This is a genomic window from Sulfobacillus thermosulfidooxidans DSM 9293, from assembly GCF_900176145.1.
GTDB lineage: Bacteria > Bacillota > Sulfobacillia > Sulfobacillales > Sulfobacillaceae > Sulfobacillus > Sulfobacillus thermosulfidooxidans.
The window spans coordinates 3,575,162-3,600,867 of record NZ_FWWY01000001.1; the positions used below are offsets into that span (position 1 = coordinate 3,575,162).

Genomic DNA, 25,706 nt, shown 5'->3' on the forward strand with positions numbered 1-25,706 from the left:
AAAATGTTATGACGTGCGTTCAAATAGATCATCATTCCAAAGGCGTTCAAGGAGCTGACTCAATTCTTGAACGACCACTGCCGCAATTCTTTCCCCTTTCTCCTTGGTACCCAGTCGTCCATCACCCGTGGTGGCATGACGGAGACTTTTATCGTTTATTCCTGGACCTTTCATTCGATACCGCGGTCGAAAAGGGTTAAATGATGCATCGTCCATATGCACCAGATCTGGTGCAATAGCCAGCATCACCGATGTTTCGTCTTCTCCCGCATGACCTTGACTTGTCGTGATTGTTAAGATTTGCTGACTAAAATCGAGCCACCAGTTCACCAGCACGACCCGAACATTTTCCTGGGCAATCTGCTCCATCGCAGCTTGTAATGCTGGCGTATTACCGCCATGACCATTCAATAAGATAAGGTTTTTAATCCCCCATTGGGCAGCGCCGATTCCGATTTCCGCCACATATTGTTGTAATACGCTGGCCGATACGGAAATGGTGCCTGCCCACACACTTAAATCGGGTGTATGCCCATATGGCACAGGCGGTAAAATCAGGATCCGGTCCGAATACGTGTTTTCTAGTTGCTCAGCAAAATACCACGGGGCCATGTTATCGGTACCCAATGGACAATGTTGCCCGTGTGCTTCGACACTGCCCGTCGGCAAAATCGCGGTATCATAGTGCCCAATAATATGTTCCAAGAAATTTTTCGTGGTAATCTGATCCCAGTACATTCTCATTCATCCTTTGAACGCGTGGACGGATGTTTTATCAGCCCTTTTTCCCGTTTCAGGCGGATAACCCAAGCGCCGATAGCGCCAGTTTCTTTAGCTGACAATCCTCCCCAACCAACATCCTGAACTTTTGAAACCAAACCAAGCTGCTGTGCCGCTTCCCATTTTAAGGCATCGTTCAAGCGTTGGGAGTCAGAATCCGTCTTCAGTTTACCAGGTCCTTGGGAATTACGGGATTGTTTTGCCATCTGGTCATCAGCCTCTTTTTTATATTTATGAAGGATGTCAACTGGCTCCTAACTCCTTCGCTATTATCTGAAAGGTCCTACAGGCTTTTCCTATACAACCAGTATCTGAAAATATGACAGCGTGTTCTCATTGTTCCCCAAAGGCACCGAAAAATTTCAGACGAAGCCTTGTATCCTTCTAGTGTCTTTGTGATTACCGATTGATTAACGCCACCACCATCCCAATGTACGCCAGATAAAATAGGCCCGCCGTCAATAATTCAATGACCCGAAGACTATGCGAGCGACTTTTCAACCAGATCCACAATGCTGCCAGCCATGCCAAAACCGCCGTGGCAATCTCTAATGGAGTGAGTTGCCACGGCGTGAAAGCGATTCCTAGCGCTGGCACCATGCTGGATTGAAACGCCATGGCCCCCGTGACATTACCCACAGCCAAGGTATCTTTCCCTCGGCGAATCCAGATGACACTATTAAGGACTTCAGGCAACTCCGTTGCCACGGGAGTCACAATCACAGACAACAAGAACGGCGAGATGGTCACGATTTTGGTAATACCATCGAGTGCTGTCACGAAGAAATGTGCTCCTAAAATAAGCCCAATTAACGCTAACACCACTTGGAGGATTACCAGCACCAACGGCGGTCGGGGTCGGGACGATAGTCTAAGAGGCTGGGACGGTGCCACATTGCGTTTGTCAGACGTATTGTGACCTTCCACCAACTTCCACGCATGGCGTCCATAAAGAGCCAATAAACCCAAAGCAACAACGGGATGGATAATTCGTGGAAGAAACGACGCCAAGACCACCACTGCAAAAGCCAAAAGAAAAAACCCTAAATCGTCCGTCATCGGTCCTGCCGTCGGCACATTCAGGGTTCGACTCTTCCGCCGACTTGCCCACAACCCCACCCCGATGACCGAAAATCCTATCGTTGCGAGCATAAAGGGCGCTCCTAAAATAGCTCCCAGGCCGATCGCGTTTTCACTGTGCCCCTGACCAAAGATGATCGCCATCACCGGCACTAATGTTTCGGGTAATGCAGTCCCTAGTGCGGCCAATAATGAACCCACTGCACCTTCTTCTAAGTGCAGATGATAGCCAAGCCATTCTACTCCATTCGTAAAGTAATCCGCTGCCAGAACGATGAGCACCATTCCGCTAACGGTGAGCAATAATAAGGACATATTCATTAAACTCCCCGCTCCCGAATCCGGTTCCGGAACTGCGGCTCTAGGTCACGATCCCCTGTTTTAACAAGAATCTAGACACGCATCGGTCCAAAGTTTTGCTGGCGCAATGCCTCATAAACCACAATAGCCACGGCATTGGACAAATTCAACGACCGAACCCGAGAATCCATCGGAATTACATACGTCTGATTTTGATAACTTTCCAATAATGTCGCTGGCAAGCCGGTAGATTCTTTGCCAAATACGAGAACTGAATCCGGAGTATAACGCGCCTCCGTATAGTATCGAGAACTATGCGAAGTAAAATAGTACCAAGTTTCGGGATGACCTAAATAGTCCACCACACTTTGCCAATCGGGATGAACATGTACCTCTACAAAATCCCAATAATCGACCCCTGCCCGCCGCAAATAACGGTCACTGATAGAAAATCCTAGCGGTTCCACTAAGTGTAAATGAGTTCTCGTCGCCGCACAGGTTCGAGCGATATTGCCGGTATTGGGGGGGATTTCCGGTTCAACGAGCACCACGTGCATCCCCCACCCTCCTTTTCGTTGTCTTTCTTAAATTTTTATGGTTGCTGGTGAAGATAATCAATTTGTCGGAAGTCCATATAGAGTTCGGCAAGCCGACCTAAGAGCTCGCCTTGCCCTAATTCCCGTAATACGTCCGCGAGTGCTAGAAAATATCCCCGGGCTTCATCTGCCAAAAGTTCACTATCTTGCATCATTTCGCCTCCCGAAGGAAGTCTTCCCGGGAAATGCTGTTATGATACCGTGCTAGCACGCTCCTTTAAGGCCTTTAAGAGCCTTAAGGCGATCTCTCCAGACTTGTCACTAATCGTATGGCCATCTACAGATGTGACAGGCAAGACTTCAGTCGTCGTCCCCGTTAAAAATATCTCATCTGCTGAAAGCATATCATCCACCGAAAAGGGCTCTAGTTTGATAGGAATCCTCAATTCATCTGCGATTTCCAAGACGACTTCCCGTGTAATTCCGGGTAAGATATAATTCGTAACCGGCGCAGTTTGAAGATAGCCCTGCCGAACCATGAACACATTAGCACTGGTGGCTTCAGTCACCATTCCATCTCGCACAAACACGGCATCAAACATTCCCATTTTATGCGCTTTTTCTTTTGCGAGTACATTTGGCAATAACCCGATCGTCTTAATCCAGACTTTGGCCCACCGGTCATCCGCCACGGTAATCACTCCCACGCCGTGGTCAATCATCTCTTGAGGGAACGGATTGACGGGGCGAATCCACATTAATATGGTCGGCGGTACATCCGATGGGGGAAAGGGATGCGACCGGGGATAGACACCGCGGGTAATTTCCAGATACAATGCTCCCTCCTCCTCCTTAAAATCTTGCAATAACTGCTTAGCCCCCTCCGTAATCGCAGCGATATTCACACCCTCTAAATCGATGCCTTTCAAAGAACGTGCAAGCCTGACCATGTGCCGATCCCATTCAAAAAAGTGGCCAGAATAAATGTGAACCACTTCATATACTCCATCAGCAAATAAAAAGCCGCGGTCATCAAAACTAATATGGACCTCCTGGTCATCCATGACATGACCATTGAAATAGACCTTCATCTTCATTCCTCCTCCCACCAATGGTTCACCATCTCGTGGTGACTAAATCTTTGCCCGCCCTTTGTAAATGACGCCCCGAATGGGGTCCATGGTGACAATTTGACCATTATGTAATCGCTTACTCGCCCCTTGCACCCCAACAATAGCCGGGATCCCCAGGGTAACGGCAGCCACCGCAATATCCGAGGTTCTCCCACTATGTTCAGCAATAATGGCTTTGGCGTGTGCAAAAAACTCCTTATCTTCAGCATCAAAGTCCACGGCTACAGCAATATATGCTTCGTCAGGCAAATCCTCGTGGTTTTTCGGTTGAAACCGTACGGGAGCCGTAATAGGTTCTCCATAGCCTAATCCTGTTCCCACTAATACGGGATTTGATACGGTCTCCACGCGGACTAAATTGGTGGTTCCAGGAATTCCAGCTGGCACTCCAGCAGTCAGGACGACGAGATCCCCTTCAGCCACATAACCATAGTCAGCGGCTGCTTCAATGGCCTTGGCCGCCATATCGTCGGAATGTTCCGCATCCTCTGAAGAAATAGGACACACACCCCATGTCAACTTTAGGCGCCGCACGACGCCGGGATTGGGTGAAATGGCAATAATCGGGACACTGGGACGCGAACGGCTCACCATGCGAGCAGTATAGCCCGTAGCCGTAACCGTTAAAATCGCCCGGGCTTCTAAACTCTCTGCGACTTCAGCGGACGCACGACTCACGGCATCGGCCACACGGGTAATGGGCAATGACCGCCGCGTCATAAATTCACGCCGATTGTCGGCGTCTTCCGCAATTTTTGCCATCATTTGAATGGATTCTACCGGATATAGGCCAGATGCCGTCTCAGCCGAAAGCATCACACTATCGGACCCATCCCATATAGCATGGGCAACATCCGATACTTCAGCGCGCGTTGGCCGGGGAGCATGCGTCATGGATTCTAGCATTTGGGTCGCTGTCACGACAGGAATACCCAATTCATTGGCTTGAGCTATAATATCCTTTTGGAGCCAAGGTACACGCTCTGGTGGGAGTTCGACCCCCAGATCACCCCGAGCAACCATAACCCCATTAGAAACCGCCAAGATTTCTGCGAGATTCTCCACCCCGGCACGGTTCTCAATTTTGCTAATCAGAAAAACATCAAAGTGATTCTCTTCAAAAAATTTACGGATCGTGACAACATCCTCAGCGGAACGAATAAAGGATGCCGCAACAAAATCCATCCCCTCTTGCATTCCCATTAAAAGGGCTTCCCGGTCGGTATCAGTCAAAATGTCTAGGGGCCATGTCAAATCGGGTGAACTAATTTTTTTGCGGTTTTGCAGAAGACCGCCGACCACAACTTCTAAGCGGAGGGCATCGGGTTGCTGATCCGTACAGCGCATCACGATATTCCCATCATCAATCCAAAGCAGGTGACCAGGCTCAATCATATCAAAAATCCCATCCCAGGTGACACCGGCTTGATAGGACCCGGGTTCGGGGGTTTTAGTTAAGATAAAAATATCGCCTTGATTAAGAGTTAAGGGCTGGGTAAGATGCGTTAAACGCACTTCGGGACCACACGTATCAAGCATAATCCCCACTTCAGTGCCCAATTGATGCGAGATGCTACGTAGAAGCTGAATCCGTTGACGATGGGTTTTCAGATCTCCATGCGACAAATTTAAGCGTGCTACATCCATACCCGAGCGGATCATATTGGCAATGACTTGGGGATCATCGCAAGCAGGACCAATTGTCGCGACAATTTTTGTACGTCTCACATAGGAACTCCTTTACTCATTATCGTAATCGACCAAGATGTTCCGTGATGATTTCTGTTGCTTCTTCTGCTTCGCCTTCAGGAACTTGAATTTCAATACTGCCACGATCGTTGTCATCTAATTCAACCGTCTTCAGGTGGACCAAAACCCCTTCATTTTCCAATATGCCTTGAATCCGTTCTGCAATGGTCTTAGTCGGAGCAATATATACGACAGTCCACATCCTCGTACCATCCTGGCAGCGCGTTTGGTCAATATACGTTAAGCATACAATGGACGGCCTACTAGAACAACTAGCAGGCCGTCATTGTCTGGCACTTCACCAAAAATCTTGCTGGTATCCTTGATCTCTCACCATTCTAACGGCATCTTTTCTGCTGGTGATTTTTTCTGTGTTACCCGAAATACTGATAAAAGAGCGGCCAACAAGGACAACGCAACCAGAAGAAAGAGAGCATAGCGTGTGGCCGGAATCCAAGGCCCTTTAGGGCCTCCTGGACTTTCGACGCCACCATTCGCGATCAAAAATACTGCCAGCATAGTACCGGACAGTGCGGTCCCCATCGCCATGCCTAAGGACCGCGCCATATTCAAAATCCCGCCCCCAACGCCTAGACGCGAACTAGGCAAACTTCCCATCACAGAAGAATTGTTGGGCGGCGTAAAGATACCAAGACCAGCACCGATTAAGATCAATTCAATAACCATCATGGTCACATTCGGCTTGAGCGACAAGGTCCAAGCTAAGAGCAGCGATGCCAACCCGGTCAGAGCCATGCCTGATGTTGTTAAAAGGCGGGGACCATAGCGATCCGCTAAGGCACCTGACTTGGGTGCCGCCACGGTCATACCTAAGGGAACAGCCGTTAAGATAAGCCCTGATACCGCCGAACTATAATTGAGCACGCGCTCAAAAAAGAAAGGCATCAAAAACAGCACGCCAAACATGGCCAAGTACGATAATAAGCCAGTGAAATTACCAACACTAAACACGGGAATTTTAAACAAACGCATATCAACAAGAGGAGCGCGGAACGATAACTCTCGAAAAATGAATCCAATCAATAACAAGGCAGCGGCTGCAAACATGCCTAAAATGGCAGGAGATGACCAGCCCCAACTATTACCTTCTGTCAAGCCAAGCATCACCAAAACCAAAAAAGGTGTCATTAACAATGTGCCCCACCAATCGAAGGTTGCTTTATGACCCGACAGTTTGTCTTTGGGCAAAATCATCGCGGCCATTGTCGTCCCTAAAAGCCCAACGGGAACATTCACGTAAAAAATCGCCCGCCAGCCAAATAGACCCACTAAGGCGCCGCCAATAGCCGGGCCTAACGACAATCCAATCGCTTGCGCCGAACCTTGAAATCCAATCGCGCGTCCCCTGACCGAAGCCGGAACTGCTGCTGTGATTATGGCCACGGAATTCGCCTGCAACATCGCCGCCCCTGCCGCTTGAAAGACACGAGACACAATCAGCATAGGCAAGTTAACAGCAGCCCCACAAGCCGCTGAACCAATAATGAACACCAGAAATCCAAATGTGTATAAGGGCCTTCGCCCCAACATGTCGGCTAATCGACCAAAAAGCGTCAAGAGCGTCGCTAACGTGAGTAAGTAGGCGATTAAAACCCAACTCACCATCGACGCGCTAGCGTGGAAATATGTGGTCAAGTCAGGCAACGCGACATTGACGATACTCGCATCTAAGGCGGCCATAAATGCGCCAATACAGACCGTTGCGACCACAAACCAGATGTAATTTTCCCGGGAGGTGAAGCGTTCCAGAGGCAACGCCTGCCACATTTCCCGGAGTCCGGTTGCTCTTGCCACTTTCACACCTCCCTGTTGTGAAAATTTTCTCAAATAGTCCGATCGAGTTACGGAGATATTATCCCACCATTACATCGACAAATCTACTACTATACCGTACTCTTTTCATCCCCACGACAAAATCGTACAATGCATTCAATACGGCCTCAACCGCAGTTCCTGAAATCTGTTCCGGAGGTTCAAAATGCCTTTTGACGCTTTTTTACTTGAGCGATTAGCCCACCATTGGAATACACGCTGGCAAGATGTCGAACTCTCCGCAGCTTGGGCGGATAAAACTCACGTGATCTTTCAAGGATGGCACAAAAATTCCCACGAAAAGGTTTTCATTTTATTAGCTTTCACACCTGGGCTTGCCCGCATACATGAAACTCATCATCGCTTTGAATTGCCCAAAGCAACCCATCCTCTTTTTACGCGGTTTTTGCCCTTAACCGTTGACGCCGTGTTCACCCCGGCATTTGACCGAATTCTGTGGCTGAAAGTGCATTGGACGGATGATTGGGGACAGCCTAGCTATGGATATTTAGTGATCGAGCTTACGGGACACATAACCAATCTGATCATCCTCGATGCCGAATATAAAATTTTGGAAGCATTGCGCCACTTTCAGGACAAAAATCATCAGCGGGTTATTCGACCTGGGCAACACTATCAAGCGCCTCCTCCACTGCCCAATGCCTGTCAAACCCATCAATTGAGCGATATCTCGCCTTTGATCCGCAAACTCGTACCAGAACCCGGACAGTGGCCACTCGAAGCATTTTGCCGACAATACACCACGTCCACTCTGCCCTTTGTTTATCTTCACCACGATGAGGTCGAAGATCTCTGGGTTTTTCCGTTGCCAGGGTGGCAATCTGAACTTGTGGAAAATCCTGATGAGATCTTGGATAATCTATTTTTTGAGAAAGAACAGGAACGGCTACGCATCAATCTCCAACAACAACTCGTCGCGTATTGGAAAGACCGGGTTCAGCATCTACGTACCAAATTGGCTGAAACCGAAGAAAGTCAGCAAGAGGACGTAGAAAAATGGAAAGATGAAGGAGATTTGTGGTTGGCCTATCAGTATCAGTTTAAGAATCACCAGGAACTCACCATCCCGTCCTTTGCGGATCCTTCGCGCCTCGTTACCCTTGTGCTCCCTGAAGACAAGACTCCAGCCGAGATGGCAGAACAATGCTATAGACTGTACAAAAAAGCCAAGAGCCGCGTTGCCGCCAGTTCGCGGTTAGCGGAAATCCTGCGGGAAGAACTCACCCATGCTGAACAATCATTGAATTTAGCTCAGCAAAATCATCCCATCTCCTATTACCGCGACCAATTAAAACAGGTTGCATCACCAACGCGATCCAAACAACTGGAAAATCAGCCATTTCGGCGGTTTGTTAGCACCGGCGGTTTTGACATTTTCGTCGGACGTAACCGCGAAGAAAATCAGGAATTAACCATGCGTCGCGCTCGGCCGGATGATTTATGGTTTCACGTCAAACAAGCCCCAGGATCGCACGTGGTTTTGTTTAGTGGAAAACGCCAACCTAACCTGGAGGATCTGTTGGACGCGGCCCACCTCGCTGCCTATTACAGCCCCGCCAAACACTCATCAACGGTAGCTGTGGATTACACTAAACGCAAATTTGTCCGAAAACGTCCGCATGCCGACATGGGGCAAGTGCTTTATGAACGCGAAAAAACGCTGTACGTGACTCCTGATCCCGAAAGGCTAAGGCGTCTTGGGGCAACGCCTGACAAATTAATCGATTAAGGCATTACTGTTTGGGCTTTGTCAGAGGGATTCCCTGGCGACATAAGGGACAGTCATCAGGGGCCCAATTTTGAATGCCGCTGACGTTTAAGACCGAAAAAAACGGGACTCTCCAGGGAACACTTTGGTTTTGGGTCCGGTTAACCAAGCATCCGACGGCGGCGACATGGGCTCCTTGATCCCTTACCGCATCAATAACCTTGTTCACGGAACTTCCGGTGGTTACCGCGTCCTCGACAATAATTACGGGTTCCCCAAGTTCTAATTGAAAGCCCCGGCGAAACACCATTTTGCCGCCTTCACCTTTTTCAGCAAAGATCACCCGATTGGATGGTCTTAGGGCGGCTAATTGATAAGCAGGAATAATGCCTCCCATCGCTGGTCCGACGACGGTACGCGCTTCGATGTCCTGCATTTGTTCTTGCAACAGGGAAATCCACGCGACCAATTTGTCTGGCCTTTCGGTTAAGCGAGCTAACAGAAAAAACGTGTCACTGTGACGACCCGTGGTCAAAAGAAAATGTCCTTGCAAATAGGCGCCGATCTCCCGTAAATCCTCCAATGTTCCAGCTGTACTCACGAATTCCTGCCTCCTTGCACTAACTTGGTCAATTCTTGGTAGGCCGCCATGGGATCCTCGGCCTTCAACAATGTCCGCCCAATCACTAAATCCGTTGCACCGTGCTTGACGGCTTGTTCTGGAGTAATTATCCGCTTTTGGTCATTTGAGGCGTCCGATGCCCTTCGAATCCCCGGTACGACAAAGCGTGCCTCAGGCCACCAAGGACTCAGAACTGTTAACTCTTGCCCCGATAAAACGATCCCGTCAAGTCCTGTATCCCGACCCATTGCGGCTAACCGCTTAACCTGGTCACTCACGTTCGATGAGATGCCGATCATCGTTAAATCATCGTTGCCTAAACTCGTTAACACACTCACCCCGACAAGACTTAAATGAGTCCGGGCTTGAACTGCCGCTTCACACATGGCCCGACCTCCCATCAAGTGAATGGTGGTCAAACTGACTCCCAGCGCATCGAGCTGTGAGACGGCTGCCGCCACAGTTCGAGGAATATCATGCAATTTGAGATCTAAAAAGATCGATAGTCCATCTTCCTCAATCCATTTTTTGATCACATCCGGTCCGGTCCGGTAAAACAGCTCCATGCCGACTTTATAGTGTTTATGATGAGGAAAGCGGGCCATCCATTGTTCTGCCAGGTTTTGGTCTGCTACGTCTAAGGCAATCCAAAAACGCGTGACTTTGGGGTTTTCTGAATTAGGATTCATACGGAATCTCCTCTTTGAGAGGCCACGTAGATTTGCCGGGCAAGGCTGCCCCCACAGCCTCTTGCAACGACGTAAATCCATGGGCTTGTAGAACCTGCGGCAGTTCATTAATAATTTGATTCATCCGGTCTGGATATTGAAAGGTAATGGTCCCTACCATGACGGCACTCGCGCCCGCCATCAAAAATTCCAAGACATCCGTGGCGCTGGCAATGCCCCCCATTCCAATAATGGGGATGTGAACAGCCTGGGCGACTTCATAAATAATACGCAAGGCCACCGGTTTAATCGCCGGACCAGATAATCCCCCCGTGATACCTCCCAAAGCGGGGCGCCGATGATCAATATCAATCGCTAATCCCACTACGGTATTAATCGCAGAAATCATGTCGGCCCCTGCCGCTTCTATGGCTTGTGCAATAAGTACGGGTGAGGTCACATTGGGAGACAATTTGACCATGATGGGCAGGTTGGTCACTTGGCGGACCGCGTGGGTCACCGCGTAGGCTTGGTCCGGATCTTGTCCAAAGCTCATACCGCCCTCTTTGATATTGGGACAGGAAATATTCACTTCCAAGGCATGGACGCCATCGAGTCCATCCAGCCGTTCAGCCACCCGTTGATACTCATCCACCGTATGACCAATGATGTTGACGATCACACGGGGTTGATGCTGTCTTAAAAATGGCAAATCCTTTTCAATAAAAACATCCACGCCGGGATTTTGTAATCCAATGGAGTTTAAAAGTCCCATCGGTGTTTCCCAAATTCGCGGGGGTGGATTGCCGGTCCACGGTTCTGGGGATACCCCCTTTACACTGATACCGCCCAAGGCATCAATGTTGACAAATTGACTGTACTCCGGACCAAAACCAAAGGTTCCAGACGCAGCCATAACCGGATTAGCTAATTCCAATCCTCTGGGCAAAATGACACGCAAATCCATTACCACATCAGCTCCTCTGCTCGAAACACGGGACCTTCTGTACACACGCGCCGGTAAGATAGACCTTTTTCTCCTCTCGCTGGGACCACACAGGCCAAACATGCCCCAATGCCACACCCCATGCGTTGTTCTAAAGCCAGGTAAGCCGTCACCTGTCCTTGGACCAGATTGGCAACAGCTTTCAGCATGGGAGTCGGACCGCACGCATACACTTGGGCGTTCTCGTGTCGGCTTAGCCATTGTTCAAGCGGCCCGATAACCGTACCCTGATAACCCGCACTCCCATCATCTGTCGTCACTTCCACCGCTAATCCTAGGCCCTTAAAATCCTCTTCCATCAATATCCACGCGGATTTTCTGGCACCAATAATGACAAAAGGTGGATTTGGGGTCGTTGAAATCCACGTCTCTGCGGCACTATACAGTGGAGGGATGCCGACCCCACCTCCTACAAGAACCCATGGTCTAGACGGATCGGGAGCGGGAAAGCCGTGTCCTAATGGGCCTAACACATCGAGGCTCTCTCCCACTTGACGCTGTGCTAACCACTGGGTGCCTGAACCAACGATTTGAAATAAAATGCCCACTTCGCCCTGACTTCTGTCTATACGGGAAAACGATATCGGCCGTCTTAACATTCCCGGTGTCAACACGTGGGCAAATTGCCCAGGAGTGGCTTTCGCCAGTTCCGGGCTTTTTAGTATCAATTCCACGTGAGAATCTGCCACGTCAGTCCGTTCTATGATGGGACTTTTGGACCAGTTATTCTCAATCGCCATACTATCTCACCTGTCCTACGTGCAACCACTCGTTCAAAGGATGCACTGAAAATGTTTGCCGTTGACGCCCTTTAAGGGCCTCAATAGCGGCGCGAACCGTATCCAGCGAGGTGAAACACAAGATGCCTTGTTCCACGGCTGTCCGGCGAATGAGAAACCCTTCCCGTTCCTGGTCTCCGCCGACGGTAATGGTATTGATGACCAAATCAAACTGGCCTTGGTGTATAAGATCCACCAAATGGGGTCGTCGTTCCCGAATTTTGTAAACAGGCGTGGCAGGAATTCCTTGGGCCGATAACATGGCCAAAGTTCCGGAAGTCGCATACAACCGGTAACCTAAGTTGGCTAATTCACGTAAATAGGGTAAAGCCTCAGCTTTGTCGGCATCGGCGATAGTCACCAGAATTTTTCCTCCGGCTGGTAAGCGGAATCCCCCGCCAATCAATGCCTTATAAAGGGCGCTAGAAAAGTCATGGTCAATCCCCATAACTTCACCCGTCGATTTCATCTCAGGGCCTAAGATGGCATCGACCTGCCCGAGTTTGGCAAAGGAAAATACGGGCATTTTCACAGAAAAATGATCGGGTGCCGCTAATAATCCCTCGCCCCACCGCTCATCAAAATGGCCGGTGAGACTGGCTTCCATCGCTAAATCCACTAAGGGTACGCCCGTGGCTTTAATGACAAAGGGGACGGTTCGGCTAGAGCGGGGATTGGCTTCGATAACATAGACTTGATTGTCTACCGCCACAAACTGAATATTTAAAAGTCCCTTCACACCTAGGCCACGACAGAGTTTCGTCGAAATGTCGACAACTTGGTCAATAATACTTTCAGAAGCACGCACGGGTGGCAACACCGCTAGAGAGTCGCCAGAATGCACACCAGCCCGTTCCACATGTTCCATGACGGCGGGAATAAGCACACGCCGTCCGTCACTCACCGCATCGACCTCCAACTCGAGCCCACTCATATAGCGGTCCATCAAAAGCGGCTGGTCTGCTCCCATTTCGTGGTTTTCCTGCAAGTAACGTTCTAATTGTGCTCGGTCCTCGACAATTTTCATGGCTCGTCCCCCCAGCACATACGAGGGACGTACGAGAAGCGGAAACCCAATTTTTTCGGCGGCTTCAAAAGCTTGATGCGGGGTTGTCACGGCCAACCCAGGCGGTCGTTTGATGTGTAGTTCCTCTAATAGCTCATCAAATAATTCCCGATCTTCCGCTTGTTGCAAGCCCCTTAAATCGGTTCCGACGATTTTTACTCCATGTCTTGTTAGTGCTTCTGCCAAATTGATAGCCGTTTGTCCGCCAAATTGCACGACAACGCCATCTGGCTGTTCCCAGTCGACAATGTTCAAAACATCTTCCAGCGTAATCGGTTCGAAATACAAACGGTCTGAGGCATTAAAATCAGTCGACACCGTTTCCGGGTTATTGTTTACCATAATTGCTTTATAGCCCAGCCGTCGCAACGCATTAAGCGCATAAACACTTGCGGCATCGAATTCTATCCCTTGCCCGATTCGTATAGGTCCTGACCCAATGACGAGAATTTTCGGGCCATCGAGAGGTTCTGCCTCGTTTTGTTCCTCATAGGTGGCGTAATAATAAGGAGTTTGCGCAGGAAATTCACCGGCACAGGTATCCACCATTTTGTAGGTGGGTATGATACCAGAAGCGATGCGCAGACGCCGAACTTCGTCTTCGGTAGAATGAATTAATTCCGCAATCCTCTGATCGGCAAAACCTTTTTGTTTTAGTTCGCGAGCACGCTCGAGCCACCTCTTAGGATGTTGCCGAATCCAGGATTCGGTCTCAATAATATCGGCAATTCCCTCCACAAACCAGCGGTCAATGGCCGTCCGGCGAGCAATCTCTTCAACGGAAAACCCGCGTCTGAGACCCTCCGCAACGAAAAACAAGCGTTCATCCGTCACCTCTACAATGCCCGCCCAAATCTCCTCATCGGACCGTTGCTCCAAGTCTGGTCGGTTCAGCGAGATGCGCTTAATTTCCAAAGATCGCACGGCTTTTTGCAAACCACCAGCGAAGGTACGGTCAATGGCCATAACTTCGCCCGTCGCTTTCATTTGGGTACCCAACCGCCGTTCGGCCGTCGGAAACTTGTCAAATGGCCACCGTGGAATTTTGACAACAACATAATCGAGGGCCGGTTCAAAGGCTGCTGTGGTATTCACCGTCACGGGATTAGCGATTTCAGGCAGCGTCAAGCCGATCGCGATTTTGGAGACAATCCTCGCAATCGGATATCCCGTCGCTTTTGAGGCCAGAGCACTCGACCGGGAGACCCGAGGATTCACTTCAATTACCCGGTAACGTCCATCGGGATGTAAGGCGAACTGTACATTGCAGCCTCCTACGACTCCTAAGTGGCTAACAATGTCGATGGCTGCCGTACGCAGCATTTGGTACTCATAATCGGTTAAGGTTTGGCTAGGAGCCACAACAATCGAGTCACCGGTATGAATCCCGACCGGATCAAAATTTTCCATATTGCAAACCGTAATGGTATTACCAACCTGGTCTCGAATGACTTCATACTCGACCTCTTTGTATCCGGCAATCGATTCTTCCACGAGAACCTGGGTAATAGGACTCAAGGCTAACGCATGGGGTAAGCGTTCTAACAATTCTTCGTCGTTATGGGCAAATCCGCCCCCCGTTCCTCCCAAGGTATAAGCAGGTCGGAGGACGACCGGATACCCAATCTCCTGGGCAAATACAATTCCTTCTTCTACAGTAGTAACCGTTCGGCTTCTGGCAATAGGATGGCCCAACTCGATCATCAGATTGCGGAAGGCTTCCCGATCTTCGGCCATTTTGATAGCCGACAAAGGAGTGCCTAACAAAGGAATACCGAGGTCAGTGAGCACCCCTGTACGCCCGAGTTCCGAAGCCAAATTTAAGCCCATCTGACCTCCCAGCGTTGCCAACACCCCATCAGGGCGCTCTTTCCCTAAGATATAGGCAAGAAAAGACACCGTAAGAGGCTCCAAATAGACAACGTCTGCCACCGACAAATCAGTCATAATCGTAGCCGGATTACTATTGACCAAGACAACTTCTAATCCTTCTTCTTTTAAAGCTCGACATGCCTGGGTTCCGGCATAGTCAAACTCAGCCGCTTGCCCAATGATGATGGGTCCCGAACCAATGACCAAGACCTTATGAATATCCGATCGTTTAGGCATTCGTTAACCCCTTTCGTTGAATGACCGTATCTAAAAATTCATCAAACAGATAATGAGAATCCCAAGGTCCTGGACCCGCTTCCGGATGATGCTGTACAGTAAGAACAGGCTTCTCTTTATGCTGAAATCCTTCGACGGTCTGATCATGCAAATTCGTCAATCGTATATGGTAGCGGTCCAAAAGCGGCGCCGGGTCCACGGCATACCCATGATTTTGTGATGTAATCAACACTTTTCCTGTCACATGATCTAACAAGGGATGATTAGCGCCATGATGGCCGAATTTCAACGGATATGTGGGTGCCCCTTCAGCCAGACCAATTAATTGATGGCCAAGACAAATGCCCAAGGTGGGATAATGGTCAATGGCGTAGCGCACGGTAGGCAGTAGATCCGTAAAATCACTGGGATCACCTGGACCATTTGATAGCACCACACCGTCGGGAGCGTAATGAGCCAGTTCTTCGGGAGTTATGGTGCAAGGCAGCACACTCACCCGCATGTTGCGTTTCACGAGTTGCGCCATAATAGAATTTTTCGCTCCATAATCAATCACCACGACATGGAGCCCATCACCGTCATGACCTAAAGAATATGCTTGGGGCGTAGTCACTTGATAGACACTTTGAGACAGGTCAATCCCGGCAAACAACGCTTCTCGTTGCTCTTGCGTCATCTCGATTGGCCCCAGTACCGCGTGCTGGGTTCCCCGCTGCCGAATATACAAGGTGAGCGCCCTAGTATCCACATCCGCTAATCCACATTTGTGATAGCGCTTGAGATAGGCATCAAAACTTTCGGCGCCCCCAAAATGAGAGGGAATGGGCGCATCATGTTTGATAACAACCGCTTCCGCCCACGGAAATAAGGATTCCGCCGCGTCAGCGAACGTCCCATAATTACCGATAAGGGGATAGGTCAAAACGACAATTTGGCCAAAGTACGAGGGGTCCGTCAAAATCTCTTGATACCCGGTCATGGCGGTATTAAAAACCACTTCCCCCGCCACACCGCGTGTGATATCCCCGATCAATCGTCCCTCGAAAATTGTCCCATCTTCAAAAAACAATGCGCCTTTCACACCAGCACCTCCTGATCCCGCATGGTAAATCGACCCTCTAGCATCGTGGCGATTGGACGCCCTTTAAGTTTTGTCCCTTGTAAAGGCGTATTTTTCCCTCGGGAATAAAATTGTTGTCCGTCGACAGTCCACGTCATTTGCGGATCAATCAAGGTGAAGTCCGCTGACGCCCCGGGAATGAGGCCTGGATAATCAAGACCTAACACTTCTTGAGGGCCTACGGTGATAAGTCGAAAGAGATGCAAGGGGTCGAGTAGCCCCGCGTCCAAAAACACTCGGAAGATCGTTCCCACAAAGGTTTCTAAGCCGCTAATGCCAAATGGCGCATCTTTATACGACTGGTTCTTTTCGTCCTCATGATGGGGAGCATGATCGGACGCAATCACAGTAATAAGCCCTTTTATTACCGCTTGAATTAATAACTGCCGGGTCGTGTCCGGCCGTAAAGGCGGATTCACTTTGGTCACCGGATTATAATTCCATTCACGTACCGCCTCATCGGTCAAAAATAAATGATGCGGTGCCACTTCAGCGCTCACTCGCAACCCACGGCGCTTAGCATAGTCTAACGCTTCCAATGAACCCGGCGAGGAAATATGCGCCACATGTAAGATGCCCCCGGTCAACCCAGCTAATTCGACATCACGCCATACCATCACCGATTCCGCTTCATCAGGTGCCCCCGCTAGACCAAGTTGATGAGAAATACTTCCCTCATGCATGACACCACCTGCAGCCAACAAAGGATCTTCGGCATGCTGAATGATGGGGCGTCCTAACGTCCGCGAATAACTCAAGGCTGCACGCATAATGCGACTATCCACAAGAGGATGACCATCATCAGAAAAACCCACGGCCCCAGCTTCCGCCATCTGATAGAGATCAGCCAATTCTAACCCTTGTTGACCTTTGGAAATCGCGCCAATTGGCAGGATATGCACTAAACCAATTTCCTTACCCCGGGTTATTTGCCAATGAATCAAACTGGGAATGTCAACAACGGGACGTGTATTGGGCATGGTGCACACCACTGTAAATCCACCAGCTGCCGCAGCCTGACTTCCGGAGAATAAGTCTTCTTTATATTCCAAACCCGGATCACGGAAATGAACATGCATATCCGTAAGCCGTGGAACCAACCATAATCCTCGAGCATTGATAACCTGACAACCTGCGGCTTCCGTGCGTTCTGCAATGTGGCCATTAACAACAAACACGTCTTCCACACTATCAATGCCGCGGAACGGATCAATCACGCGTACATTTTGTATCTGCCAACACGTTTCATCCTTATTCGTCATGGCCACCTCCTAATAACCGAAATAGCGCGGCCATTCTGACCGCTACCCCATTGCGCACTTGCTGCAAAATGTAGGACCGTGAAGAATCCAAAACATCCGAATCGATTTCGACGCCACGATTTTGTGGACCAGGATGAAGAACCACAGCATCTGGTTTGGCATACTGTAGGGTTTTTCGCGTGATACCCCAGCGCAAGCGGTATTCCCACAATGAGGGAATTTCACCCGTACTTTGCCGTTCCTTTTGCAACCGTAACACTTGAATGGCATCGGCATCCTCTAAGGCTTCTTTCAAATCGGTGGTAACCTCAACGCCCAACTCTTCATACGTACTCGGTAAAAGACTCGGTGGACCGACAATGCTCACCCGGGCTCCCAGCGCCAACAATGCCCAAATATCCGAGCGAGCGACCCGACTGTGCAACACATCGCCCACGATCGCCACTTTCAATCCCGCCACGTGTCCTTTAGCTTGACGTAGCGTCAGGGCGTCGAGAAGACCTTGAGTGGGATGCTCATGGCTACCGTCGCCCGCGTTAATCACCGGAATATCCAAAATCTCAGCTAACTGTTGGGGCACTCCGGATACCTGATGACGAATAATGACGGCATCTACTGCCATTTGCGACAAATTCCGGGCTGTATCCCATAAGGTTTCCCCTTTTTCGACACTCGATCCCGATTTCTGCACATTAATGACGTCAGCACTCAGATATTTGGCGGCTAATTCAAAAGAATTGCGGGTCCGGGTACTGGGTTCAAAAAATAGGTTTACAATAGATTTTCCGCGCAACGTCGGAACTTTTTTAATAGGCCTGTCCAATATCTCGACCATATTTTGCGCGAGATCCAGTAAATCGACGATATCTTGTTCGGAGAGACTTTCTAATGTCAGTAGATCGTGCATTATTCCTCTCCTTCTACCATGGGAACTTTTTCCACATATACGCGATCAACCCCGTCAATTTCCTGCATTTCCACATGGATGCGCTCCGAGCGGGCGGTAGGCACATTTTTCCCCACATAATCCGCTCGAATGGGCAGTTCACGATGTCCCCGATCAATTAAGACCGCTAATTGAATAGCTTTAGGCCGCCCAAAATCTGATAACGCATCAAGCGCAGCACGCACCGTACGTCCGGTATAAAGCACATCGTCGACTAATACAACCACGCGTTTATCGATCATGGCGCTTTTTATCGATGTTTGATTCACTGGTGCAAAAGGCCGATGGGCCAAGTCATCGCGGTACAACCCGATGTCGAGAATTCCCACCTGCAGTGTTTCATTTTCTATCAAGGCCAAATTTGCGGCAATGCGCTCGGCTAGGGGCACGCCCCGCCTGCGAATCCCGACTAAACTCACATTGTGCACACCATGATTGCGCTCCACAATTTCGTGAGCAATGCGCATTAGGGCGCGGCGTATTGCATCTTCGTCCATCAATAGGGCGACCTGTTTCATAAAAACCCTCCTTGGGCAATTGGCCAAAAAAAATACTCTAGCCACCCGAAGGCCAGAGCAAAAAATCTTGGTATTTGCCCCTTTCCAGCCTCACGGGACTGGTGTTAAAGGAAGTGTACCCAACTCCTATAATAATCCACTCATTGCCGTTGGTAAAGAGGCATGTTGCTGAAATTGATGGATTTCGCGAAATTTGTCATGTCGACCGGACAAAGGCCCACAGTTTACCCCCGGGTGAAGATTGTGATAGGGTAAAAATGTGTAGCAGGTTAAGGAGGATCAGATGGCTGAACATAACGGCGATCTCAAACGACTTTGGCGCAAAACTGGCATTTTAATCATAGCCTTGTTAATTATCGGCATCTTATTAGCCATTTTAGTTGATCAAGCCAAAGGACCGTTACATATTGTTCCCAAATCGATTGCTGGACCAATCAAAGCACTTATCGTATTAATGATTGGTGGCGCCATTTCTTACTTGTTGGAACGTTATCTTTTTCAATTGACTTCACGTACTTTGGGCGCCAAAAGTACAACCTCGTTGCGTTTCATTATTCGTTTACTGCTACTGTTTGCCGTAATTTTGTCGGTTCTGGCCGCATTTGGTGTTGGGCTCTCTTCCGTAGTGTTTGGTGGAGCGTTTGTGACAGCAATTATTGGCCTAGCTGGACAGACGATGTTCGGCAATCTCATTGCCGGTATCGCATTAATTATTTTTCATCCTTTTGAAGTAGGAGATCGGGTCAACATTGTTTCCTCGCAATATCCTGTCATATGGCCCACCTTTCCCCATGAAGCGACGAAACCAGCTTATTCTGGAGTGGTCATCGACATTACTCTTATGTATACGTCTGTCTTAACCGATAATGGGCCTGTCCTCGCGTTTCCTAATGGCATCATCATTCAAGCCGCTGTTGAAAACCTATCAAGAACAACACGACGAGCTATCCGAATCCGTTTTGACGTAGACATCAATTTGGATCCTCACAAATTGCTTCCACAGGCGGAAAAAATGCTTCAAACTCTAGGCTATTCAGGAGTTCATCCTCAGATTATCGATGTTACCCCTTCTACATATTCTCTCTTAATTGTTGTTGACGCGCACTCGAACGCCGATGACGAAATTCGGCATCGAATTTTCAGCCATCTGGTTCCCATTATTCAAAAATATAAACACGAACTTGCAATAAATCCTGATGCACAGGGTGAGGACGGTGATGTAAAGAAGTCAGAGAGCAAGGCCTAAACCGTCTATTAATAACTGGTATGTTTTAATGTCGGGACAAGGCGACGAGGACATATGAAAAACAAACTCAGAAACGATTTTAGGATCTTTAAGATCGCATAGAGCTTTGCCCCAATCACTGGGAGGATAAGTCCAAAAACACAACGGAACATGAGTGACTGGATGTAAAAACGCTAGTCGCATCGCATGCAGTAATTGCCCAGGACCCGTTTCGGAGGCGGGACCATACAAAGGATCTCCCACAACATAATGACCCATGGAACTGAGATGAACGCGAATTTGGTGCGTTCGTCCCGTTTCTAAGGATAATTGCACTAAACTTTGGGATCCCCAAGTGGCTAAGGTATAATAACGGGTTCTTGCCTCCCGACCATTTTTCACAATGGCCATTTTTAAACGGTTACGTAAGTGCCGCCCGATAGGGGCATCGATAATACCATTGCTAGGCGTCATGTGTCCTTGAATGACCGCAATATAATCCCGGTGAACTTGGCGTTGTTGAATCATTTGGGACAATTTCGCCTTGACATCTTCGCTCCGTGCCAAGACCAATAGGCCAGTGGTATCCCGGTCTAAACGATGAACCACCCCTGGCCTAAAGTCGTCCCCTTGATGAGGGAGTAATGGCAATAGCCGATGCACCACACTATCATTTTCGTGACCGCGACTCGGATGCACCACAAGATGTCTTGGTTTATTGACAACAATCAAATAATCATCCTGATACACAATCCATTCGGTATCTACGGTCCCCTCGATGAGAGGAGGAAGGGGTGCGGGCTTTTCGATGAAATCAATGATGATCTCATCGCCTGCCTGAACAATAGTTCCCGATTTCACCGTTCGCCCATTAAGGCGAACGTGCCCTTGTTGAATCTGCCGCTGCCAAAATGTGCGCGAATGTTCCGGATTCCATTCATAGATAACCCGATCTAGTCGCATCCCTACCATGTCGGGAGATACCTGAAAGCTTGTTGGTGTCTTAGGATGAAGACTCGCCATTTTTGTCTAGCCTCCAATAATAATAGACGAGCAAACCCATGCCCACCACAATGGCCGAGTCAGCTAAATTGAAGACGGGCCAATCGATGACATGAATGTAGTCAATAACACGTCCCCAGATGATTCGATCCCATAAATTTCCGGCCGAACCCCCAGCTAATAATCCCAAGGCAATAACCATCAGAGACGGCATGTGGGGATGACGCCACGTGTAAATGCCAATGCCAATTAAGAGGGCAAAAGCCACAAGAATAAAGAGGGGCGTTCCGCCTCGCAAAAGGCTGAACGCTGCCCCATTATTCAAGACATAGGTCAAGGACAAAACGGGTGGCAAAATAGGAATACTCTGACCGGGCACCATGGTGGCGGAAACGCGAGATTGAATCAATAAGTCTGACGCCAATATCACTGTTCCAATCACAACAATGCCCAAAGCCGGTTTGGACATTACAAACTCTCCTTCAATACGTCATAACACCGCTCACATAAATCGGGATAATCAGCGTGGTGGCCTACGTCAGGCGTATACCGCCAACACCGTTCACACCGTGGCCATGATGTTCTTTCGGCATGGCAAGCCAATTCTGATCCTTGCACGGCATCAATATGAGCAACCATAACCATTTCCGTCAGAAGGCGCTGATCGTCGTCAGTCAGGGCCGGATCTGTTGCCGGGACAGTTAAGTGAACCATGGCTTCAAGCGAGTTCCCAATGGTCTTGTTAGCTCTTAAACCTTCGAGAGCTTTGAGAATGATTTCCCGGTAGGCTAAAAGGCGAGACATCCGCGCTTTTTCATCACTGCCATAACCAATCGCCCAAGGTTCTGGCCATCGCAATAAATGCACAGACACGGGCGCGTCCGGTTCTTTCGGAAGATACTGGTACACTTCATCGCTGGTAAAGACCAAGATAGGCGAAATGACACGGACCAAAACATCAGCAATATACTTTAAGACATGCACTGTTTCCTGCCGTAACGGATTGTCTACAGCTAACGTATATAGACGGTCTTTGATGACGTCCAAATAGAAACTAGACAGTTCCGTGGTTACGAGCCGAACCAACCCGTGCACGACTTGATGGAAGGTGTAAGATTCATAGGCTACTCGCGCTTCCCCCATCCATTCATTAATGACGTGAACCATCCAACGGTTTAAGGGATCTTCCAGTGTGCGAGGAGCTGTCGTTGGCTCATAGTCGGCCAGATTTCCTAATAAAAACCGAAAGGTGTTACGAATCTTCCGGTAGCTTTCCGACAACTGCCGAAGAATTTCATCGGAAATTCTGACATCATTGCGATACTCGGAACTGGCGACCCAAAGCCGCAAGATATCCGCGCCGTACTGATTGACAATATCAAGCGGATCAATGGTATTCCCCAGCGATTTGTGCATTTCTTGACCCGATTTATCGAGAACCATGCCATGGGTCAACACCATACGGTAAGGTGCCTCATCCTTCGCAGCTACCGCCGTGGTTAACAAACTATTAAACCAGCCCCGATATTGATCGTTACCTTCCAGCACAACATCCGCAGGCCATGTTAAATTGGCATGCCCTGCTAACACCGCCGCTTGAGAAGATCCCGAATCCATCCACACATCAAACACATCATGTTCTTGAGTTAACTCATGGCTACCACAATAAGGACACTGGTAATCCTCAGGCAGGAAGTATTGGGCCGGGTGTTCCCACCACGCATCGGAACCCTCTTGAGCGATAATCCGGGCCACATGGCGAATCAAGGAGGGTTCTAAGATTGCGGAATGACACTCTTCACAATAAAATGCGGGGATCGGGACCCCCCAGACACGCTGCCGAGACAAACACCAGTCTTGGCGATTTTCGACCATTTGGCGCATGCGTTCCCCGCCCCAATCGGGATCCCATTTCACCGGATAGGTCGCTTCTTTAAGACTATCTCGTAACCGATCAATAGACAAAAACCATTGCTTGGTGGCCCGAAAAATGACGGGATTCTTACATCGCCAACAGTACGCATATTGGTGATTAAGGGGCTCATGTTTAACTAAATGCCCTTCCTCTCTCAGTCGGTCAATGACCACCGCATTAGCATCCTGATAGAATAGTCCTTCGACCAGGGGCGTCCCCTCCACAAAACGTCCTTGGTCATTCAGAGGTTGAACGATTGGCAATTGATAGGCTTTACCAACCTCGAAGTCCTCCATTCCATGTCCAGGCGCTGTATGCACGAGGCCTGTTCCACTTTCACTGGTTACATGTTCTCCAAGAATCAGGGGGACATCGTGGTGTAAATAAGGATGTTGTGTGACTATGCCTTCTAGTTCACGTCCCGACCATGGTCCATATTTTCCTAACACGTTCCAGTCCATCAGGGCAATTAACCGATCGGTCAAGTCTTGCGCAACTAATACCCGGCCATCTTGTTCGGTCTCTAATACGACATATAGCAAATCCGGATGGAGGCTAATCGCCACATTGGCCGGAATGGTCCACGGTGTCGTCGTCCAGATTACCGCACGAGTATTGTCTGGCAATATCCCCTTCCCATCCTTAACCGGGAACGCGACATAGATGGCATCGGATTTGTGGTTATGATATTCAATTTCGCCTTCCGCTAATGCGGTTTCGCAATGCGGGCACCAATATACAGGCCGCAAATCCCGATAAATAAGCCCTTTTTCCACCATTGAGGCAAAAATTTCTAGTTCAGCGCCTTCATACTCCGGACTCATCGTGATATAAGGATGCTCCCAATCGCCCATGACCCCCAAGCGTTGGAATTCTTCGGTCATCACATGAATATAATGACGCGCCACCTCGGCACATTCTTTTCGCAATGCCAAAGAATCGATTTGATGCTGAGACACGCCAAGCTTTTTCAATGCGCGCATTTCGATTGGCAATCCATGGGTATCCCATCCCGGCACATAGGCGACATCAAACCCGGCCAACGACCAGTACCGGTTAATCATGTCTTTAAGAATTTTATTTAATGCGGTACCGGTATGAATGTCACCATTGGCATAGGGTGGGCCGTCATGCAAGACAAATTTCCTCTCATGAGCGCGTTCTTGACGTTGCAGTTGGTAAACATTATCCTTGGCCCACTTTTCCAACCACTGCGGTTCTTGTCCCGGCAAATTGGCCTTCATCGGAAAGGCTGTCTTCGGTAAACGTAATGTACTCCTGTAATCCATAATGTCCCTCCACCAAAAAAATAACGCCCCTGTCAAAAGGGACGTTGTGCCGCGGTACCACCCTCATTCCTGACACCAAGAAGGTATCAGGCTCTCAGATGCGTAACGGGCATAACCGGCTCGAACTACTATATAGGATTCGCCCGAGCACTCCTGGGGGATGAGTTCGTGGACTTCTGGACTGGCTTCCACCATCTGCTCAGTTCTCTATGCCATGAGTCCAACGACCCGTGTCCCAATCATCGTTTTCTTAAATGATAAATGTTCCCGTCAGTTAACCCTACCGAGTGGCATGGGTTTTGTGAAATCACTTCCACAAAAATCCTGTTTTCTGCAACCATTGCCTCGGTAGTCATCCTACGTTTTATCCTAAATCTCCCCGGGCATCGATTAAGACCATGGGGTCCTGTACCCAAAGAAAATCATGGTGAGAACAGACAATCGAACGTCCTACCGGACGAACCCGCTTTTATCCTCGTTCAGCATCACCTGAAACGAGGAATACACGGGCATTTGTTCAGTTATTGTAACACATTTAGGCGTGCGGGCAATCCCGCTTCGGGTTTACGATTCTACAGCAGCTTGCAATAACGGACCTTCAGTGACCAACCGCAACTGAGCCTCTAACAGACTTTTAATTTGGGCACGAAACTTTTCCGTCTCATAGCGAAGTTGAGACAACTGATTTTCCGCTTCACGCACGCGTGCTTCGGCATTGCGGATAATCTCTTCCGCTTTGGCTTCTGCTTCTCGCACAATCAGTTCAGCTTCTTTTCGCGCTGCCGCTTTCACCTCTTCTGCCGTCTGCTGCGCAATCACGAGTGTGTTTTGCAAGGTTGCTTCCAATTTACGATACTGTTCAAGACGCTCGGTCATTCCCGACGTATTTTCCTTCAATTCGTCGTTTTCTCGGATTAACGCTTCATAGTCGCGAACAATTTCATCGAGAAATTCGTTGACGTCGTCTTCATTGTATCCACGAAATCCATGTTTAAACTCTTTATTTACGATGTCTAAAGGTGTCAGTGGCATAAAATCC

24 protein-coding genes and 1 other annotated feature are annotated in these 25,706 nt (G+C 49.1%); of the genes, 2 read left to right on the plus strand and 22 right to left on the minus strand.

Annotated elements, in window-relative coordinates:
• Positions 1-6: 6 nt before the first annotated feature.
• From B8987_RS17560 to B8987_RS17595, 9 genes are all read right to left on the minus strand, one after another.
• Positions 7-738, minus strand: coding sequence for a creatininase family protein (locus B8987_RS17560; protein ID WP_084661831.1), 732 nt, complete (start codon positions 736-738; stop codon positions 7-9).
• A 2-nt stretch (positions 739-740) separates the two neighbouring features.
• Positions 741-986, minus strand: a complete 246-nt coding sequence (locus B8987_RS17565) for an alpha/beta-type small acid-soluble spore protein (protein WP_076007249.1) — start codon at positions 984-986, stop codon at positions 741-743.
• A gap of 193 nt (positions 987-1,179) precedes the next feature.
• Complete coding sequence (locus B8987_RS17570; protein ID WP_076007250.1) at positions 1,180-2,175, minus strand: sodium:calcium antiporter; 996 nt, start codon at positions 2,173-2,175, stop codon at positions 1,180-1,182.
• 77 nt (positions 2,176-2,252) lie between these two features.
• Positions 2,253-2,717, minus strand: coding sequence for a tRNA (cytidine(34)-2'-O)-methyltransferase (locus B8987_RS17575; RefSeq protein WP_028962329.1), 465 nt, complete (start codon positions 2,715-2,717; stop codon positions 2,253-2,255).
• A 35-nt stretch (positions 2,718-2,752) separates the two neighbouring features.
• Positions 2,753-2,911 (minus strand): hypothetical protein, encoded by a 159-nt coding sequence (locus tag B8987_RS19770; protein ID WP_176213259.1) that lies wholly within the window; start codon positions 2,909-2,911, stop codon positions 2,753-2,755.
• A 36-nt stretch (positions 2,912-2,947) separates the two neighbouring features.
• Positions 2,948-3,787 (minus strand): aminotransferase class IV, encoded by an 840-nt coding sequence (locus B8987_RS17580; RefSeq protein WP_084661833.1) that lies wholly within the window; start codon positions 3,785-3,787, stop codon positions 2,948-2,950.
• Positions 3,788-3,829: 42 nt separating this feature from the next.
• Entirely contained in the window at positions 3,830-5,557 is a 1,728-nt protein-coding gene (pyk, locus tag B8987_RS17585) for a pyruvate kinase (protein WP_028962331.1), read from the minus strand.
• Positions 5,558-5,576: 19 nt separating this feature from the next.
• Positions 5,577-5,780, minus strand: a complete 204-nt coding sequence (locus tag B8987_RS17590) for a hypothetical protein (protein WP_020374608.1) — start codon at positions 5,778-5,780, stop codon at positions 5,577-5,579.
• Between the two features lie 128 nt (positions 5,781-5,908).
• Entirely contained in the window at positions 5,909-7,393 is a 1,485-nt protein-coding gene (locus tag B8987_RS17595) for a DHA2 family efflux MFS transporter permease subunit (protein ID WP_084661835.1), read from the minus strand.
• 184 nt (positions 7,394-7,577) lie between these two features.
• Between B8987_RS17595 and B8987_RS17600 the strand changes: the two genes are divergently transcribed.
• Positions 7,578-9,161: an Rqc2 family fibronectin-binding protein gene (locus B8987_RS17600; protein WP_084661837.1), complete on the plus strand. Its 1,584-nt coding sequence runs from the start codon at positions 7,578-7,580 to the stop codon at positions 9,159-9,161.
• A 4-nt stretch (positions 9,162-9,165) separates the two neighbouring features.
• Here the strand turns inward: B8987_RS17600 and pyrE are convergent, their stop codons facing one another.
• The 9 genes from pyrE to pyrR are packed head-to-tail and all read right to left on the minus strand — an operon-like array spanning position 9,166 to position 19,236.
• The gene (pyrE, locus tag B8987_RS17605; protein WP_084661839.1) at positions 9,166-9,741 is read right to left on the minus strand and encodes an orotate phosphoribosyltransferase; all 576 of its coding nucleotides are present in this window, start codon (positions 9,739-9,741) and stop codon (positions 9,166-9,168) included.
• Positions 9,738-10,451, minus strand: a complete 714-nt coding sequence (gene pyrF / locus B8987_RS17610) for an orotidine-5'-phosphate decarboxylase (protein ID WP_051351041.1) — start codon at positions 10,449-10,451, stop codon at positions 9,738-9,740. Before pyrF ends, pyrE begins: the two co-directional genes overlap by 4 nt.
• Positions 10,441-11,397 (minus strand): dihydroorotate dehydrogenase, encoded by a 957-nt coding sequence (locus tag B8987_RS17615; RefSeq protein ID WP_084661841.1) that lies wholly within the window; start codon positions 11,395-11,397, stop codon positions 10,441-10,443. The genes pyrF and B8987_RS17615 overlap by 11 nt, the downstream gene beginning before the upstream one ends.
• On the minus strand, positions 11,397-12,176 hold the full coding sequence (locus tag B8987_RS17620; protein ID WP_084661843.1) for a dihydroorotate dehydrogenase electron transfer subunit: 780 nt from the start codon (positions 12,174-12,176) through the stop codon (positions 11,397-11,399). Before B8987_RS17620 ends, B8987_RS17615 begins: the two co-directional genes overlap by 1 nt.
• A gap of 1 nt (position 12,177) precedes the next feature.
• Positions 12,178-15,390 carry a carbamoyl-phosphate synthase large subunit gene (gene carB, locus B8987_RS17625; protein ID WP_084661845.1) on the minus strand — a complete coding sequence of 1,071 codons (3,213 nt, stop codon included), beginning with the start codon at positions 15,388-15,390 and terminating at the stop codon, positions 12,178-12,180.
• Positions 15,383-16,471, minus strand: coding sequence for a carbamoyl phosphate synthase small subunit (locus B8987_RS17630; RefSeq protein ID WP_084661847.1), 1,089 nt, complete (start codon positions 16,469-16,471; stop codon positions 15,383-15,385). Before B8987_RS17630 ends, carB begins: the two co-directional genes overlap by 8 nt.
• Positions 16,468-17,772: a dihydroorotase gene (locus tag B8987_RS17635; RefSeq protein ID WP_028962341.1), complete on the minus strand. Its 1,305-nt coding sequence runs from the start codon at positions 17,770-17,772 to the stop codon at positions 16,468-16,470. Before B8987_RS17635 ends, B8987_RS17630 begins: the two co-directional genes overlap by 4 nt.
• Positions 17,762-18,679: an aspartate carbamoyltransferase catalytic subunit gene (locus B8987_RS17640; protein WP_084661849.1), complete on the minus strand. Its 918-nt coding sequence runs from the start codon at positions 18,677-18,679 to the stop codon at positions 17,762-17,764. Before B8987_RS17640 ends, B8987_RS17635 begins: the two co-directional genes overlap by 11 nt.
• Positions 18,679-19,236, minus strand: coding sequence for a bifunctional pyr operon transcriptional regulator/uracil phosphoribosyltransferase PyrR (gene pyrR, locus B8987_RS17645; RefSeq protein WP_028962342.1), 558 nt, complete (start codon positions 19,234-19,236; stop codon positions 18,679-18,681). The genes B8987_RS17640 and pyrR overlap by 1 nt, the downstream gene beginning before the upstream one ends.
• A gap of 283 nt (positions 19,237-19,519) precedes the next feature.
• On the opposite strand from pyrR, the gene B8987_RS17650 reads away from it, so the two are divergent.
• Positions 19,520-20,482, plus strand: coding sequence for a mechanosensitive ion channel family protein (locus B8987_RS17650; protein WP_076007264.1), 963 nt, complete (start codon positions 19,520-19,522; stop codon positions 20,480-20,482).
• Here the strand turns inward: B8987_RS17650 and B8987_RS17655 are convergent.
• The 4 genes from B8987_RS17655 to B8987_RS17670 all read right to left on the minus strand — a co-directional run bounded on the left by B8987_RS17655 (position 20,465) and on the right by B8987_RS17670 (position 25,699).
• Positions 20,465-21,484 carry an RluA family pseudouridine synthase gene (locus B8987_RS17655; protein ID WP_084661851.1) on the minus strand — a complete coding sequence of 340 codons (1,020 nt, stop codon included), beginning with the start codon at positions 21,482-21,484 and terminating at the stop codon, positions 20,465-20,467. The genes B8987_RS17650 and B8987_RS17655 overlap by 18 nt on opposite strands.
• Entirely contained in the window at positions 21,465-21,932 is a 468-nt protein-coding gene (gene lspA, locus B8987_RS17660) for a signal peptidase II (RefSeq protein ID WP_051351044.1), read from the minus strand. Before lspA ends, B8987_RS17655 begins: the two co-directional genes overlap by 20 nt.
• Positions 21,932-24,667 carry an isoleucine--tRNA ligase gene (gene ileS, locus B8987_RS17665; protein ID WP_084661853.1) on the minus strand — a complete coding sequence of 912 codons (2,736 nt, stop codon included), beginning with the start codon at positions 24,665-24,667 and terminating at the stop codon, positions 21,932-21,934. The genes lspA and ileS overlap by 1 nt, the downstream gene beginning before the upstream one ends.
• A gap of 34 nt (positions 24,668-24,701) precedes the next feature.
• Positions 24,702-24,919: a binding site (T-box leader), on the minus strand.
• A gap of 312 nt (positions 24,920-25,231) precedes the next feature.
• The gene (locus B8987_RS17670) at positions 25,232-25,699 is read right to left on the minus strand and encodes a DivIVA domain-containing protein (protein WP_020374592.1); all 468 of its coding nucleotides are present in this window, start codon (positions 25,697-25,699) and stop codon (positions 25,232-25,234) included.
• Positions 25,700-25,706 lie beyond the last annotated feature (7 nt).

Coding starts and splice junctions, on each gene's coding strand:
- B8987_RS17670 (WP_020374592.1), bottom strand. CDS start 25,699: ATGCCACTGACACCTTTAGACATCGTAAATAAAGAGTTTAAACATGGA.
- B8987_RS17650 (WP_076007264.1), top strand. CDS start 19,520: ATGGCTGAACATAACGGCGATCTCAAACGACTTTGGCGCAAAACTGGC.
- ileS (WP_084661853.1), bottom strand. CDS start 24,667: ATGGATTACAGGAGTACATTACGTTTACCGAAGACAGCCTTTCCGATG.
- B8987_RS17580 (WP_084661833.1), bottom strand. CDS start 3,787: ATGAAGGTCTATTTCAATGGTCATGTCATGGATGACCAGGAGGTCCAT.
- B8987_RS17590 (WP_020374608.1), bottom strand. CDS start 5,780: ATGTGGACTGTCGTATATATTGCTCCGACTAAGACCATTGCAGAACGG.
- B8987_RS17655 (WP_084661851.1), bottom strand. CDS start 21,484: ATGGCGAGTCTTCATCCTAAGACACCAACAAGCTTTCAGGTATCTCCC.
- B8987_RS19770 (WP_176213259.1), bottom strand. CDS start 2,911: ATGATGCAAGATAGTGAACTTTTGGCAGATGAAGCCCGGGGATATTTT.
- pyrR (WP_028962342.1), bottom strand. CDS start 19,236: ATGAAACAGGTCGCCCTATTGATGGACGAAGATGCAATACGCCGCGCC.
- B8987_RS17560 (WP_084661831.1), bottom strand. CDS start 738: ATGTACTGGGATCAGATTACCACGAAAAATTTCTTGGAACATATTATT.
- lspA (WP_051351044.1), bottom strand. CDS start 21,932: ATGTCCAAACCGGCTTTGGGCATTGTTGTGATTGGAACAGTGATATTG.
- B8987_RS17600 (WP_084661837.1), top strand. CDS start 7,578: ATGCCTTTTGACGCTTTTTTACTTGAGCGATTAGCCCACCATTGGAAT.
- B8987_RS17570 (WP_076007250.1), bottom strand. CDS start 2,175: ATGTCCTTATTATTGCTCACCGTTAGCGGAATGGTGCTCATCGTTCTG.
- B8987_RS17635 (WP_028962341.1), bottom strand. CDS start 17,772: ATGACGAATAAGGATGAAACGTGTTGGCAGATACAAAATGTACGCGTG.
- carB (WP_084661845.1), bottom strand. CDS start 15,390: ATGCCTAAACGATCGGATATTCATAAGGTCTTGGTCATTGGTTCGGGA.
- B8987_RS17615 (WP_084661841.1), bottom strand. CDS start 11,397: ATGGATTTGCGTGTCATTTTGCCCAGAGGATTGGAATTAGCTAATCCG.
- B8987_RS17565 (WP_076007249.1), bottom strand. CDS start 986: ATGGCAAAACAATCCCGTAATTCCCAAGGACCTGGTAAACTGAAGACG.
- pyrF (WP_051351041.1), bottom strand. CDS start 10,451: ATGAATCCTAATTCAGAAAACCCCAAAGTCACGCGTTTTTGGATTGCC.
- B8987_RS17620 (WP_084661843.1), bottom strand. CDS start 12,176: ATGGCGATTGAGAATAACTGGTCCAAAAGTCCCATCATAGAACGGACT.
- B8987_RS17575 (WP_028962329.1), bottom strand. CDS start 2,717: ATGCACGTGGTGCTCGTTGAACCGGAAATCCCCCCCAATACCGGCAAT.
- B8987_RS17640 (WP_084661849.1), bottom strand. CDS start 18,679: ATGCACGATCTACTGACATTAGAAAGTCTCTCCGAACAAGATATCGTC.